Genomic DNA, 15,577 nt, shown 5'->3' on the forward strand with positions numbered 1-15,577 from the left:
GGGAGGATGCCGACGATGCGCCATTTGTATGGAAGTAAGGTCCGAAAAAGCACGAGTCTGCTCACCGCCGTCCTGCTGGGCGCCGCATTGCTCGCGCCGATGGGCGCGAGTCCGGCGTACGCCTATGTCGGCGCGCTGGGCAACGTGACCGCCAGCAGCGTGTCGGGCGATACGCTCACGCTGACGATCGACAACGGCGCGGAGCCGAGCGACGATATTCTCGAGATCAAGGTGCTCTCCTCGGGCATCGCGAAGGTGGACTACCGCCCGAATTCGGTCGCCGCCAGCGCGGACACGCCGATGATCGACGCCTCGAAAACGTGGAGCGCGGCAGGCGCCACGATCAATACGGCCGTAGATCCGATCACGGTGACGACGACCGATATGAAGATCGAGATTGCCAAGAGCCCGGCTCGTCTCACGATCAAAAAGTCGAACGGCACGACCTTGTTCTGGGAGCCTTCGTCCGGCGGCGTCTTCTACGACGGCGTGCGGTTCCTGCACAACACGGCGGACAATATGTACGGCATTCGCGGCTACAACGCCTTCGAGGACGGCGGCGACCTGCTGCGCAACGACAATAGCCACGGCGCCCATGCGGGCGAGCAGGGCGACGCGGGCGGTCCCTTCATCTGGTCGACGGCGGGCTACGGCGTGCTGGTCGACAGCGACGGCGGCTACCCGTACACCGAGTCGGCGACGGGGAAAATGGAATTTTACTACGGCGGAACGCCGACGGAGGGCAGAAGGTATACGAAGAATGACGTAGAGTACTATATCATGCTCGGTTCGCCCAAGCAGATTATGAGTTCGTATTCCGACATTACGGGCAAATCGCCGATGATGCCCAAATGGTCGCTCGGCTTCTCCAACTTCGAATGGGATACGAACCAGACGGAGCTGCTCGGGAACGTGGATACGTACCGGGCGAAAAACATTCCGCTCGACAGCGTCGGCCTCGACTACGACTGGAAAAATTACGGTCAGGACAACTACGGGGAGTTCACGTGGAATACGACCAACTTTCCGAGCGCGTCCACGACGGCCCTCAAGACGACGATGGACGGCAAGGGCGTGAAGATGATCGGCATTACGAAGCCGCGCATCGTCACGACCGACCTGTCGAGCCATACGACCCAGCAGTCGATCGACGCGAATGCGGGCGGCTATTGGTATCCCGGTCACGGCGCGTACACCGACTATTTTATTCCGGTCACCGTGCGCAGCATCGACCCTTACAATTCCGCGGAGCGCGCCTGGTACTGGGACCACTCCAAGGGCGCGTTCGACAAAGGCATCGTCGGCTGGTGGAACGACGAGACGGACAAGGTGTCGTCCGGAAGCACGACGCTCTGGTTCGGCAATTTCACCACGACCCACTTTTCGCAAGCGATCTATGAAGGACAGCGGGCCTATTCGTCGACCAACCGCGTCTGGCAGACGGCTCGCACGTATTACCCCGGCGCGCAGCGCTACGCCACGACGCTGTGGTCGGGCGACATCGGCATTCAGTGGTACAAGGGCGAGAAGATCAGTTGGGCCGCCGGGATGAAGGAGCAGCGGGCGACCATGCTGTCCTCCATCAACATGGGGCAGCCCAAGTGGGGCATGGATACCGGCGGCTTTAACCAGCAGGACGGCACGACGAGCAATCCGACGCCGGAGCTGTACGCGCGCTGGATCCAATTCAGCGCCTTCACGCCCGTATTCCGCGTTCACGGCAACAATCACCAGCAGCGCCAGCCCTGGGTGTACGGCAGCACCGCGGAGGAAGCGTCCAAGTCGGCGATTCAGCTCCGCTACGGGCTGATGCCGTATATGTACGCCTATGAGCGCAGCGCGTACGAGACGGGCGTCGGTCTGGTCCGTCCGCTCCTGTACGATTATCCGACGGACACGAACGCCAAAAACAACCTGGACGCCTGGATGTTCGGCGACTGGCTGCTGGCCTCTCCTGTCGTCGACAAGCAGCAGACTTCCAAGTCCGTCTATTTGCCGACCGGCAACTGGATCGACTACTTCCGCGGCACCGCCTACGCGGGCGGGCAGACGATCAGCTATCCGGTCAATGCGAGCACGTGGAGCGACATTCCGGTGTTCGTCAAGAAGGGCGCGATCATCCCGACGCAAAAGGTGCTGGATTATACCGGCCAAGCGTCGGTGTCCACGATCAACGTCGACGTGTTCCCGGACACGGCGCAGTCGAGCTTCACGTATTACGATGACGACGGCACGACCTACAACTATGAAGGCACCGGCTTCTTCAAGCAGACGATGACGGCGCAGGACAACGGCGCGAGCGGCATTTCGTTCAGCGTCGGCGCCAAGAGCGGCACGTATGCGGCACCGGTCTCCTACTATCTCGCAGCCATCCATGGCAAAGCGGGCACGGGCGTCACGATCGGCGGAACGAGTGCGACCTCGTATGCCAGCCTGAATGCCCTGCGCGCGGCTTCGGGCGAGGGCTGGACGAAGACGAAGGACGTGTACGGCGACGTCACGTACGTCAAGATCGCGGCGGGCGGCGCATCGGCCAAAAACGTCGTCGTCAGCGGATCCGCGACGGTGACGGACACCGCGACGCAGTACGAGGCCGAGGACGCCTCCTTGTCGGGCAATACGACCTCGACGAAGGCGACCGTCAACAATAATCACAGCGGCTATGCGGGAACGGGCTTCGTCGACGGGCTTGGCAATGCCGGGGCAGCCGTCACCTTCTACCCGAACGTGGCGACGGGCGGCGACTATGCGATCGATCTCCGTTATGCCAATTCGACGGGCTCGGCGAAGTCGCTCAGCATCTACGTCAACGGCAAGCGGGTCAAGCAGACGACGCTTGCGAACCAGGCGAACTGGGATACCTGGGCGACGCAGACCGAGACGATCCCGCTCGAAGCCGGCCGCAACAGCTTGTCGTACAAGTACGAGAGCGATGCCGGCGACACAGGTAACGCGAACCTGGACTATATCAAAGTTCCGTATGCGGCCGCCGTTGCCAAATACGAAGCGGAAAGCGCAAGGCTGTCCGGCGGGGCAGGCGTGAACAAGGACCACTGGTTCTACTCCGGGACAGCGTTTGCGGACAATCTGAGCGCCGTCGGCGGGCAGGCCGAATTTCGGGTCAACGCGCCCGCTGCCGGCACCTATACGCTGGCGCTGCGGTACGCGAACGGCAGCGGCTCGTCCAAGACGCTGACCTCGTACGTAAACGGCGCGAGCGCCGGCTCGGTGAGCTTCTCAAGTCCGAGCGCCAACTGGAACGTATGGCAGGACGTCACGAAGACGGTCACGCTGAACGCAGGCGCCAATCTGGTCGCCTTCAAGTACGATTCGGGCAACAGCGGCAACGTGAACCTCGATCGCCTGCTGGTTGCTTCGGCTACGCCGGGTACGCCCGAGTCCGAGCTGAATTTGCTCGATAATGGGGACTTTGACCGGGACACGGCCTACAACAGCAACTGGTCGGAATGGCATCCGACCGGACAGACGCTCGCGTACGGCATCGACAGCGGATCGGGCACCAATCCGCCCGAGTCTCCGTGGACGCAGGACAAGCGCGCGTTTTTCTGGCTCGCAGGCGCCTACCAGCAGAGCGTCCATCAGGTCGTGAGCGTGCCGGTCAACAACGCCAATTACAAGTTCGAAGCGCGTGTCCGGCTCAAAAACGCGACGCCGACGACGGCCCGCGCGGAGATCGCGAACTACGGCGGCACGGCGCAGTATTACAACATTTCTAACGACGGCGTGTGGAAGTATATCAGCATCAGCAATATCTTCGTCACGAACGGGCAAGTGGACGTCGGGTTCTACGTCGATTCGCCCGGAGGCACGACGCTGCACATCGACGACGTCCGGCTGACGAAAATGTGATCGGCGAACTGTGCGTGCGTGCAGGCGTGCAGACGTGTGTAAACGGGGATGCGTGCGAGTGTAAGGCGCGGGTAAGCGTGCGCGTGTAAGACGCGGGTAAGCGTGCGCGTGTAAGGCGTGGAAAAGGATTGACGCCGAGCGCCGAGGCATGATAATTTAGAAATATATTCAAGCGTACGGCATGCGGAAGCACCGCTGATTTCGATGATGACATCGAAATCGGCGGTGCTTTTTTGTCGTTGCCTGCGATAGGGAGGAGCTGGGTTAGATGGGGATTCGGCTGGTCTTAGCCGCGCCGCAGCCGGGGTACGCGAGCCGGCTGGCGCTGTATTTGAAGGAACGGGATCCGCTGGCGGAGATCGCGGCTTTCACGCATGCGGACGCGCTGGAGCGTTATATGCAAACCGGGCGAGGGGCGGATTTGCTGGTCGTACAGCAGTCGCTGCTGCCCGCGCTCGGGCAGGTGCCGATAGGCGGCGGCGCGAGGATCGTCGTGCTCACCGACAGCGGCGCTTCGGGGGAGTACGAAGGCCTGCCTGCCATCGCGCAGTATCAGTCGCTCCCGCGGCTCGCCGCGGAGATCCGCAGGCTGGCCGGGACGGCCTCGGCCAAGCCGGCGGAGGGGACGGCGCTGTGGACCGTCTATTCGGCGGGCGGAGGCGCGGGCAAGACGACGCTCGCGCTCAACATCGCCAGGCAGGCCGCGGAGCGCGGGTACAGCGTTATGTATTTGAATCTGGAAGCGCTATGCGGCGTCGGTACGCTGCTTGGCGGGCGAGAGACGGGCGGGGGAGAGACGGGCGGAGGGGGGGCGGACGGGCGAGAGGCGGGCGGACGGGAGCCGGAGGGACTGTCCAGGCTGCTGTACGAGCTGTCGGCGCATCCATCTGCGGCGGAGGCGCAGATTCGCGCGCTTGGCTCGCGTCGGTCGGTTGTCGGCGCGGGCTATCTCGAGCCGGCCGATCATCCGGCCGAGCTGCTGGCGATGACGCCGGAGCGCCTGGAGGCGCTGATCGAAGCGCTGCGCCGTTACGGCGGCTTCGATCTGATCGTCGCCGATCCGGACGGCGGCTTTGCCGGCTGGCAGCAGCGATTGCTCGAGCTCAGCGGCAGGATCTGTTGGATCGCGGCGGACGACGTCCAGCTTCTTGGCAAGACGGAGTCGATGCTACGGGAGTGGGGCGACCGGCAGCCGGAGCTGCTGGGCAAGTCGACTTATATTTGGAACAAAGCGCTTGGCGAAGCGTCCTCCGACGCCATGCGGCTGCCCGGGGGCGCGGAGTGGCTCCCGCTGCCTTATATTCCGCAGTGGCAGCGCGTCTCCGACATCGGCGCGATTGTGGGATCGGGCGCATTTGCGGGCGGCGTCGATCGTCTGCTGGACGCGCTGGGGTATGCCGGTCCTGGCGAACGGCCTGCGCCGCCGGGGACGGCAGGTTATGCGCCGCGCGCCGAAGGACGCCGTCCGGGCGACGGCGAGCTGCGGGAGCCCGTCGCGGCGGGAGGCGGTTATGCATGCTCGGCGCCGGGCTGAGGCAAGACGAGATCGCAGCCGTGCGCGAGCGCGTCCGGTCAAGGCTGGCGTGGGATGGGGCCGTGAGCGATGCGGAGCTGCGGGCGCTCATCGAAGGCGAGCTGTTCGCGGAGCCGCGGATGAACCGGCTTACCTCGACAGAACGCGAGGCGGCCGTCAGCCGGCTCTTTCATTCCTTCAGGGGCTTGGATGCGCTCCAGCCGCTGCTTGCGGATCCGGGCGTCACCGAGATTATGATCGTCGGCCACGAGCGAATTTTTTTCGAGAAAGACGGACGGCTGCAGCGCGCGCCGCTCGGCTTCGAGAGCCGCGAGCGGCTGGAGGATCTGATTCAATCGATCGTCGGTCAGGTCAATCGGATCGTCAACGAGGCGTCGCCGATCGTGGACGCGCGGTTGCCGGACGGCTCGCGGGTGCACGTCGTGCTGCCGCCGGTCGCGCTTCAAGGTCCGACCGTCACGATCCGGCGGTTTCCGGCACGTCCGCTCGGCATGGACGAGCTGGTGAAGCTCGGCGCGATCTGCGCGGAGGCAGCCGCGCTGCTGCGGCGGCTCGTGCAGGCCAAGTACAACATTTTTATCAGCGGCGGCACCGGCTCGGGCAAGACGACTTTTCTGAACGCGCTCGCCCGTTGGATCCCGCAGGACGAGCGCATCATTACGATCGAGGACGCGGCCGAGCTTCAGATTCCGGGCATCGCGAACCTCGTGTCGATGGAGACGAGGAATGCCAATACCGAAGGAAAGGGACGGATCGGGATGCGCGAGCTCATCCGAGCCTCGCTGCGGATGCGGCCGGACCGGATCATCGTCGGCGAAGTGCGCGGAGAGGAGGCGCTCGACATGCTGCAGGCGATGAACACCGGGCATGAGGGTTCGCTTTCCACCGGCCATGCCAACACGGCCCGCGACATGCTGTCGAGACTGGAGACGATGGTGCTCGGCGGCTCGGAGCTGCCGGTTGCCGTCGTACGGCGACAACTGGCTTCGGCGCTTGATATCGTCGTTCATCTGAGCCGGTTAAGGGACGGCAGCCGGCGCGTCGTCGAGATCAGCGAGATCGCGGGGCTTCGGGATGGGGAGGTGGAATTGAACCCGCTCTACTTGCTCGGAGAGGAAACCGGGACGCATAGCGACGCTCTTCGGCGGGCGGGCGAACTGACGAATGTGCGTAAGCTTAACGGTTGGTTGGAAGCGGGCGAGGAGGCGATGTCATGAGCTTAACGGATTACCGGGTATACGCGCTCAGCCGCTCCGAGCGTATATACGCGATGGCGGGAGCGGCTATGATCGGTTTTGCCGCCGTATGGCTGCTCTATCGCCAACCCTTGGTCGCGCTGCTTGCGACGCCATGCGGCTGGTACGGGCCGAGGCTGGTTGCCGGTCATTTATGCCGGCGCAGACAGGAGCGGCTGCGGCTGCACTTCAAGGACATGCTGCAGACGCTGTCGTCGCTGCTGTCCGCCGGCCGCTCCGTCGAGACCGCGTTCGGCGCGCTCGAAGCCGACATGGCGATGCTGATCGGCGATCCGGATGCGCCGCTGCTCCGCGAGATCCGGGCAGTGACCAATCGGCTGCGCAATGGCGAGCCGCTCGAGCTGTCGCTTAGCGACCTTGCCGTTCGCAGCGGCATCGAGGAGATCGCGAACTTCGCCGAGGCGTTTCGGATCTGCAAGCGCTCGGGCGGCGATCTCGTCGAGGTTATGCGGCGCACCTCGGGCTTGATCGCAGAGAAGCTCGAGGTCGAGCTGGAGGTCGGCGTCATGATCGCACAGAAAAAATTCGAGTCCAGGCTGATGATGGGCATGCCGTTCGGCTTCGTCGGGCTGCTCGGTTTTTTCGCCGGAGATTATATGCAGCCATTATACCGGGGAGGTGGACTGCTCGTGCTTACCTTATGCTTGGCCGCATTGGCGGGTGTATGCGCGTGGATGATGCGCATCATGGATATCCGGCTATGATGCGATTCGTGCTGGGAGGAATTGCTTTGCTGCTGCTCGCAGGCTACGCGACGCTGCTTGCGCATGTTTACCGAAGGCGCGCCTGGAGCAAGCTCCGTCATTTGCTGCTCGATCCGATGCACGCGCTGATCGGGAGCGCGCGCCTATGGCCGCGGATTGCCCCGAGGCTGCATCGCGAGCAAGCTGCGCTGTCCGCCTTGTCCGGCGGTCGGGACGTATCCGCGCTGCTTTCGCGGCATGCCGCTGTGTGCGCCGCCCACGCTTATGGAGCGCTGCTGGCAGGCGCGATGCTCGGCTGGCTGGCGGACCGGGCCGCGTTGCTGGGCCTGGGCGCGGTGATGGCGGGGCTACTGCCGCTGATTAAGCGAAGAGAGCTGTACGGCAAGCTGGAACAGCGCAGGCATGAGATCGTGATGGAGCTGCCGGAGATGCTGAGCCGGCTGCTGCTGATGGTGGGCGCGGGCGAAAATGTGCTCAGGGCGCTCGAACGTTGTCTTGACCGGCCGACAGGCGCCGGAGCCAGGAGAGGGGATACGCTTTATGCGGAGCTTGAGGCCGCGGTGACGGCGGTGAAGCGTGGGGAGTCCTTCGTTTTCGCATGGGAGGAGTTCGGGCGGCGGTGCGCAGTGCCCGAGGCGAGGATGTTCGCCACGACGCTGCTGATGAACGCGCGCCGCGGCGGCGATACGTTCGTAACCGCATTGCGGGAGCTCTCCCGCATCCTGTGGGAGAAGCGCAAAGCCGCAGCCAGGACGCTCGGCGAACGCGCCTCCTCCAGGCTCGCCTTTCCGCTCGCCATTATATTTCTCATCATCCTTGTTCTGGTCGGCACGCCTTCGATCTTGCTGATGGCGACTGAATAATTTCATTTTTAATAGGGGGTTATTGCATGAGTATTCGCCGTCTTTCTTTTAGGCTCGGAATGTACGCGCGCGGCAAGCTGAACGCATTCTGGAGGAACGAGGAGGGGCTTGGCACGCTTGAGATCGTGCTGATCGCCGCGGTGATCATCGCCATCGCCGTATTGTTCAAGGATTGGATTCTGGACTTCCTGGATCGGCTGTTCGGCAAGGTCGAGGACAAGTCGGATTCGTTTTTCAGTTGACAGGCATGGCGAGCTTTATCCGACTTTATGCGGTTGTGCGCGGGGTTCGTCGCCGCTTGCCTGGCTCTCGCGTCTCCATCTTTTGGCGTCAAACCGCGGGGTCCTATTCGCTGGAGGCAAGCATGCTGATGCCGACATTGCTGATCGTCACGTTTTTGCTCGTTTTTTACGCGCTGTTTACTGCTCAAAATGCGATCGTCCATTACAAATCCGGCATGGCCGCCGAAAGGACGGCCTATAACTGGAGTCATGCCGGAAGCGACTTCGCAACGGGCGCTTACGACGAGGTGGCGTATGACGGCTTGTACTGGCGTCTGACCGACGACGCGCTGCTTCATGGATTGTTCGGCTGGTCGGCGGGCGAGGCTTCGGACGGTTTGAATTTCCCCGGCGCGGCCGAACCGGGGGAAGGGCTGATGCTGCGCAAGCTGTATCCGGCCGCCGCAGCGCTTGCCGGCAATTGGCGAGGCAGCATCCGATACGAGCGGGGAGGTCTGCGCCGGGAGATCGCCGTCACGGCGGCGGATCCGGGCGAGCTGAGCCCGCTTGCGCCGCTGCGCGGCTCTTCGGTTGCGTCGTCCGAAGCGTCGGCACCGGTGACGGATCCGGCGGAGTGGGTGCGCACGTTCGATCTTGTCCGTTACTACACGGCCCGGGCGAAACTCGCAGGCGACGGCGCGGGGACGTATCTCGGAAAAGCGGGCTCTCTGCTAGGGAGGAAGGCGGATGCGACATCGCAATAATGTCGGGAGAGGGCGGTCGAAACATCGGTTGTTTCGGTTCGGCCGAGAGACTTCGGGAGCCGTGTCTATTTACATGGCCGCGGTGATGGCCGCGATGATCTTTCTGACGGGAACGCTGATCGACTTCGGCCGTATCGCGGCATTCCGCAAGCAGGCGGAGCTGTCGATGAAGGCCGGCGCCAGAGGCGTACTGTCGGCATACGATCCGATGCTGTACGAGCGCTACGGCTTGTTTGCGATCGGAGGCAGCGAGCCTGAAGCGCTGCTGTCTGCGGTGCTCGAAGGGTATGGGGACCCCGAGGATGACGACGCGCTGCGACTGCTCGATACGACGTGGCGCGACGGGGAAGCGATCGAGAGCCGGCCGCTCGGCTCCCATGCCGTGTTCAAGCGGCAGGTGCTGGAGGAGATGAAGTATAAGGCGCCGATCGACCTGACGCTAGATCTGGCTTCGCGGTTCAAGGGCTTGCCCGCTTTGATTAAAGAAGCGAGAAAAACGTCCGATTTGCTCGAGGACATGCGGCAGGCTTACGAGAAGCGCGAGGCGGCCTTGGATCGCGCACTGGAACGCCAGGCCGAAGCGGGCGACGTAATGACGGAAGCCTTCAAGGGAATCGTTCCGCAACCGCCGGTACCGATGACGGGCGGCAGATCCGCCGGCGACGTTCAGGATGTTGCGGACGCGGCTTTGATGTACGGCGATTACGCGGCAAAACGGGCCGAAGACGCAGCCAGAGCCGAGACACAGCGGCAGCGGGAAGCGGATAGACTGCGCCTGGAGGCGGAAGAAAAGCTGAAAGGCGCCTCGCCTTCTCCGGGAGCGACCCCGTCTCCTTCGCCGACGCCTGCTCCATTGGAGGGTCCTTTGTACGCCGTGCAAATCGCGGCTTACGAACGCGGAGCGGCCAAGCTTGCGGATCAACTGCGGAACAAGCCGCTTCAAGCGTTTTCCTCGCTCGAGAAATCGCTTGAAGCGGCAACGAAGGAACTTGAGGAGGCGCGGGCGGCGAATCAAGAAATGGCCCGAATTGCGACAGCGTCCGGCGGCATTGCCGACGCGCCCGCGGAATGGCCGGCGGAGACGGGGGAAGGCGGTTTCGACGGGGGCGAAGCGGGTTCGCTGCAAGAACTTCGGCGAGCCGCATCGGAGCTGGTGCTGCCCGATGATTATTGGGATCGATACGGCGAAGAGCTGGAGGACGTTCGCAGCGCCGGCATCGGTTTGCGCGATGCAGCCGCATCGATGGCAGGATCGTTGGACTTGGCGCCAGGTTCGTCCGGCATGGACGGCGCGCTGCGCGACGGGACCGACCATCTTCAATCGCAATTGGCAGGCTTCGCCGGCAAGCATGGTTCATCGGGCAGCGTGACGGCCGGACGCCGCGATACGCTTAAGTCCGAACGGGCGGACGAAGAGGAACGCAAGTCGCTGGAAAAGAAGTCGGGCGCCGCCTGGTCGGGCGCCACCGCCTTTCTCGCCACGCTGGCTGGCATACGATCGTCGCCTGAGGAGAAGCAGGCGTTCGAAAGGCTCGATTGGCTGTACAGCCGCAATTTAACCTGGAACGAGGGGCAAGAAGAAGCAGCTCCGCCACGCCAGCTCTCTGATGCCGAAGAAGGGCGCAAGTCGGCGTTCGCATCCGCGGACGGTTGGCTGGATGCGCTTGGAGACGGCGTGACGGGGATGCGCGATACCGTATATTTCGCCGAATACTCCTATGCGCGTTTCTCGATGGCTGAGCCATCCGAAGTTCGCGCGATGTTGGACGGGAGCGGCGAGAGCTTGCTGATGCCGAGCGACCAGGAAAACGAGTACGTGTTGTACGGACTGCGCAATCCTTCGGGTAACATTGCGGCGGCTTACGGCGAATTGTTTGCGCTGCGCCTTGCGATCCGCACGATGGAAGGGTTGATCGAGTGCCGCTCTTACGGGCATCCGCTGGTCGTGCTTGCAGCAGCCGCGTTTTACGGCATCACCGAAGCATTGAAGGATGTTCAGGAATTGCTGGACCGGGGCGTTATAACGCTATCCAAATATGCAAAAATCGATACTTATTATAAGGATTACATTCGGCTGTTTTTGCTGCTGCACGGGAGCTCCGACGCGCAGACGGCCCGCAGGATCGCTTTGATCGAGGACACGCTCGACGTCGATCTTCAGGAAGCCTATACCTACGTAAGCGCGCGAGGCATCGCTTCAGTGCGACTATGGTTTTTGCCGGGCGCCGCCAAGCTCGCAGGAAAAAGCGTATCCTGGCAGGGGACGGTGAAGGGAAATCGTTATGAGACGGCTTTTTCGTCGGATAGCGCTTATCAGTAAAAAACAGGCGGACAGCGAGGGCAGCTTGACGCTCGAGGCTGCGCTGACGATGCCGACGGTCATGATTTGCATTCTGTTTTTAATTTATTTGATCCACGCTTCGATTGCCGCCATGGCGCTGCAGGGCGCCTTGTCCCAGACGGCCAGGCAGACTGCGTCGGTATGGTACCCCTTGTCCGAGAGTCTGGCGAGTGCCGGCGAGGCAGTCGGCGCGGATGCAGAGGCTTACGCAGGCTGGAAGGAACGGCTGGCGGGTCCCCAGGAGACGGTCGGCAAGCTTGCTCCTTATTTGCCCGATCCGCTCTCCGAGTGGGCCGAGCGGTTTGCGGCAGGCGACTGGCATCCGGACGCGCTTCTTGCAAAGCAGGCATTGGAGCCTCGCGTCGCCGACAGGCTCGGCAACTCCATGCTGCCGGCTTCGCGAATGAAGCTGATCCGCGTCGAATTGCCGGATGCAGCGGACGTTGCCCAAGCGTATCTGACGCTTGAAGCGGAATATAGATTGCCATTTTCATTTCCGTGGTCCGGACGGCCGCTCATCCTTCGGGCATCCGTACGGGAACGGGTATGGACGGGGGGCGAGCGTCTTGCCGCAGCGGCCCCGGAGCCGGGCGGGGAAGCGGGCTTGCTGGCGTTCGTGTCGCTTGAGCCTTCTCCCGTTCAACGCGGACGCAGGGTGACTTTGGTCTTGCGGGCGGAGCCGGGCGCCGCGGTCGATCTTAAGGTCGTTTACAAAAGCGGTCTGAGCCAGGCCAGGCATCTAGGCGCGGCGACGGCCGACGCGTCCGGCCGCGTTTCGTGGACGTGGCTCGTATCGGGCAACACGACGCCCGGCGAATGGGAATGGGAGGCCTCTTACGCAGGAGGAAGCCTTGCGCAGACTTTCGAGGTACATTCCAAATCCGCCTGAAAAGGAGGTTGACCGTGGAGAAGGTTGTATGGTCGGCGACGGCAATTTTGCTGCTGTTCGCTTGCTGGAGCGATATCAGGCGAATGCAAATATCCAATTTACTGTGCGCCGCTTTTGCGGCAGGCGGCTTCATCTTTCAAATCGCCGCGTACGGCCCCGGTCGCATCTGGTGGACGATCGGCGGGGTTGTCGCGGGGTGGGTTCCGCTTTGGCTGCTTCATGCCGCCAGAGGTCTCGGCGCCGGAGACGTCAAGTGGTTCGCCGCCTACGGCGCATGGGCAGGCGCTTCGGCAGCGCTGCAGCTGATCATTTATTCGCTCCTGTTCGCGGGAGGAATCGCAGCGCTATTGCTCTTGTCGAGGGTGCCGTTGGTACGTCCCTGGGCGCTTAAATTAAAGTGGCCGTGGGGATCGCATCCGGCGCATGCCTGCAAGGGAGCTAAGTTTCCGTTCATGCTGGCCGTGGCGCCGGCCTATGCGATGCTTGTCTTCTACGGCGGGTAACTGCGAATCGTAGCGTACAAGCCAAAAGAAGACGTAAGGAGGTAAGTCATGAACGAGCTGAAAACGAGATTCGAGCAGCAGCGCGGACTATGGATGATCCTCGAACAGGCTTCGGCGCCTTGGCGTAGAGAGGATCTGGACGCAGTTCAGACGGGGATGCTGCAGGCATGCGAGATACCGGGTCTTTTGCCATTGGCCGTCGAAGAGACGGACGGACGGATCGGGCTGCGTTACCGGCTGGCCGGCAGCAAAATGCTGAGCCAGTCGTTTAGGGCCGAACGCTGGACGATGACCGATGCGATAGCCGCATTGTGCAAGCTGGCGGAAACGGCCGAGCAGTGCCACGATCATATGCTGGATTTTAAACGACTGCTGTTAAGAGACGAATACATTTTCGTGGGGAACGGTTGGCATGACCTGCGGTTTGCCTATTTGCCGCTTGCGGCCGACGCATCGGGAGAAGACGAAGCGGGATTTGAACGCCTTATCGTGAGGTGGGTCATGCGTGCGGATAACCCGGACGGTGCAGTGCTGCAGCAACTGCTTGAGATGACGGCTACCGAAGGTTTTATCCCTTCTTCTTTGCGTGCTTTCGCCCGCCGCTATTTGTGCGAGCGCGCCGAAGAACGCGCGGACAGCATGCTTCAGGCTGCCAATGGCAGCGAAAAGCGGTTTGTGGGAGGGGAGCAAGCTTCGACGCACGCGGGGCTTCAACCGGAACGGAAGGCAAGCGAAGGAGCGCCAGACTTTTTTTCACGGCTGGATCGGGCAAGGTTGCCGCCGCAAAAGGCGTCCGCGCGGACAGAGGGAGAGGCTGGCGAATCTTCCTGGCAACGTCCGGATGCATTGCGATCCGAGCGAGGTGCAGATTCGGTTCTTGTAGGGAATGAAGAAGATGCGCATGCCGATGCCGGATGGATGCCCGGCGGCATGAGCGCCGCCAGATGGCGGGTATGGCTCGTGGCGCTGTCAGCCGTTGCGGCGGGCATTGCCTGGAAAACATTATACGCCAATGCCCCGGGCACGAGAGGACTTGCGACGTCACTTGCTGCGACCGCAGCATGCGCGGGTCTGTGTCTGTTTCTCTGGAACGGATGGACAAGGAAAGAACGAACGGAGACCATTCGCGGGATGAAGAGCGGTTCCGAAGCAAGCGAACCGAAGCCGGAACGGTACGCCGGCTATCCGGCATGGCCCGAGCCAGTGGAAGGGAAGGCGGCCCGCACGCCGGATCTCATGCCGTCGTCGAGATTCGAATCCTTTTCTGACGGCTCGAAAAGCAATCGGAAGGCATCTGATCCAACGCTTCACGATCGTCCGCAGACGGAATGGCTGTCTTCCAAGCGGGAAGCGACGGAGCTGTTGGCCTCGCCGCAGGCGGCAGCTCCCGCGGTATGCTACCTGGAATGGGAGTCTGCGGAGCGGCCGTGCAAAATACCGCTGAAAGCCGAATCCCTCGTGATCGGACGTTCGAAGGACGCGGCTCAGCACGTAGATGAATCGGGGGGGATGTCCAGAGCGCATCTGGAAATGCTGCGCGAGCAGGGACGATGGCTGGCCAAGGACCTGGGGTCCCGCAACGGCAGCTGGCTAAACGGCAGTCCGATGGCGCCGTACGAAGCGTATCCGCTCGAAACGGGGGATTGCCTGCAGGTGGCCGGGTCGATCTACCGTTTCCATGCGCCGAGCGAGCCTATGCGAATCTAACGTGCGTTAACTTCGGCCTTCCAGGTCTCGAAGGGCGCCTTCCAGCTTAGGATGCCGGAAAACGTAACCGTGCGCCTGCGCTTTGCGGGGGATGGCGAACTGCCCGGTGAGCAGCAGCGCGGACATCTCGCCGAGCGCGGCGCTGATCGCCCAAGCGGGCGCATGAAGCCAGTACGGGCGGCCCAGCACCTTCGCCAACGTCCGGCCGAAGACATCGTTGTCGACCGACTCGGGCGCGACCGCATTGACTGGCCCGGAGATCGCCGGAGTATCCAGGCAGAGCAGGACGAGTCCCACGATATCGTCGATGTGGATCCAGGGCATCCCCTGCCGTCCCGAACCGAGCCGGCCTCCGGCGAATAGCCTGGTCGGCAGGCTGAGCAGCGAGTACGATCCTCCGCCTTTGCCCAAGGCGAGACCGATCCGCAGCTTAACGGTACGATCGACCGGGATACGGTCGGCTGCGGCCTCCCATTGTACGATCGTCTCGCTCAAAAAATCCTCCGGACGCGGCGGCGCACTCTCGTCGAAGGGCATCGGATAGCGGCCGCCGGTCGACTCCGAATGACCGTAAAGCGAGATGGCGGAGGCGTTCACGAGCACGGACGGCCGTATCGGCATGCGTGCGACGGCATCCGCGATACGCCCTGCGGCCTGGATGCGGGAGGAAAGGATGAGCGCTTTGGACTTGGGCGTCCATCTGCGTCCGATCGTCGCTCCGCTCAGATTGACGATTGCGTCGACGGGGCCGGTCTGGCCGGGATCGGCCAGCCACATATCCCAGGTCGCATAAAGCAAGCCTGCGGCTGGCGCCGCAGGCTTGCTCCGGGTTATGATCCATACTTCGTCTCCGCGGGCGGAGAGGGCTTCGGCCAAGGCGGAACCGATAAATCCGGTACCGCCGCACAGCACTGCGCGCATGGGC

Annotated in this window: 12 protein-coding genes; 11 read left to right on the forward strand and 1 reads right to left on the reverse strand. The window is 62.8% G+C overall.

Annotated elements, in window-relative coordinates:
• The first annotated feature begins 15 nt into the window (after positions 1-15).
• From ACFOTD_RS10330 to ACFOTD_RS10380, 11 genes are all read left to right on the forward strand, one after another.
• The gene (locus ACFOTD_RS10330; protein ID WP_378118320.1) at positions 16-3,870 is read left to right on the forward strand and encodes a TIM-barrel domain-containing protein; all 3,855 of its coding nucleotides are present in this window, start codon (positions 16-18) and stop codon (positions 3,868-3,870) included.
• Positions 3,871-4,138: 268 nt separating this feature from the next.
• Positions 4,139-5,404 carry a P-loop NTPase family protein gene (locus tag ACFOTD_RS10335; protein ID WP_378118322.1) on the forward strand — a complete coding sequence of 422 codons (1,266 nt, stop codon included), beginning with the start codon at positions 4,139-4,141 and terminating at the stop codon, positions 5,402-5,404.
• Positions 5,386-6,621 carry a TadA family conjugal transfer-associated ATPase gene (locus ACFOTD_RS10340; protein ID WP_378118324.1) on the forward strand — a complete coding sequence of 412 codons (1,236 nt, stop codon included), beginning with the start codon at positions 5,386-5,388 and terminating at the stop codon, positions 6,619-6,621. The genes ACFOTD_RS10335 and ACFOTD_RS10340 overlap by 19 nt, the downstream gene beginning before the upstream one ends.
• A complete protein-coding gene (locus ACFOTD_RS10345) occupies positions 6,618-7,364 on the forward strand; it encodes a type II secretion system F family protein (protein WP_378118326.1) in 747 nt (248 codons plus the stop codon). The genes ACFOTD_RS10340 and ACFOTD_RS10345 overlap by 4 nt, the downstream gene beginning before the upstream one ends.
• A 26-nt stretch (positions 7,365-7,390) precedes the next feature.
• Positions 7,391-8,227 carry a type II secretion system F family protein gene (locus ACFOTD_RS10350; RefSeq protein WP_378118328.1) on the forward strand — a complete coding sequence of 279 codons (837 nt, stop codon included), beginning with the start codon at positions 7,391-7,393 and terminating at the stop codon, positions 8,225-8,227.
• Between the two features lie 26 nt (positions 8,228-8,253).
• Positions 8,254-8,469 (forward strand): Flp1 family type IVb pilin, encoded by a 216-nt coding sequence (locus tag ACFOTD_RS10355; RefSeq protein ID WP_378118330.1) that lies wholly within the window; start codon positions 8,254-8,256, stop codon positions 8,467-8,469.
• Positions 8,470-8,591: 122 nt separating this feature from the next.
• A complete protein-coding gene (locus tag ACFOTD_RS10360) occupies positions 8,592-9,212 on the forward strand; it encodes a hypothetical protein (protein WP_378118332.1) in 621 nt (206 codons plus the stop codon).
• Positions 9,213-9,285: 73 nt separating this feature from the next.
• A complete protein-coding gene (locus tag ACFOTD_RS10365; RefSeq protein WP_378118334.1) occupies positions 9,286-11,532 on the forward strand; it encodes a hypothetical protein in 2,247 nt (748 codons plus the stop codon).
• Positions 11,495-12,442, forward strand: coding sequence for a hypothetical protein (locus ACFOTD_RS10370; RefSeq protein WP_378118336.1), 948 nt, complete (start codon positions 11,495-11,497; stop codon positions 12,440-12,442). The genes ACFOTD_RS10365 and ACFOTD_RS10370 overlap by 38 nt, the downstream gene beginning before the upstream one ends.
• Before the next feature lie 14 nt (positions 12,443-12,456).
• Entirely contained in the window at positions 12,457-12,945 is a 489-nt protein-coding gene (locus ACFOTD_RS10375; protein ID WP_378118338.1) for an A24 family peptidase, read from the forward strand.
• 48 nt (positions 12,946-12,993) lie between these two features.
• The gene (locus tag ACFOTD_RS10380; protein WP_378118339.1) at positions 12,994-14,652 is read left to right on the forward strand and encodes a DUF6382 domain-containing protein; all 1,659 of its coding nucleotides are present in this window, start codon (positions 12,994-12,996) and stop codon (positions 14,650-14,652) included.
• A gap of 6 nt (positions 14,653-14,658) precedes the next feature.
• Here the strand turns inward: ACFOTD_RS10380 and ACFOTD_RS10385 are convergent, their stop codons facing one another.
• Positions 14,659-15,573, reverse strand: a complete 915-nt coding sequence (locus ACFOTD_RS10385) for a TIGR01777 family oxidoreductase (protein WP_378118341.1) — start codon at positions 15,571-15,573, stop codon at positions 14,659-14,661.
• Between the last annotated feature and the right edge of the window lie 4 nt (positions 15,574-15,577).

The sequence above is a fragment of the Cohnella sp. GCM10012308 genome (genome assembly GCF_042649185.1).
Taxonomy (GTDB): Bacteria; Bacillota; Bacilli; order Paenibacillales; family Paenibacillaceae; genus Cohnella.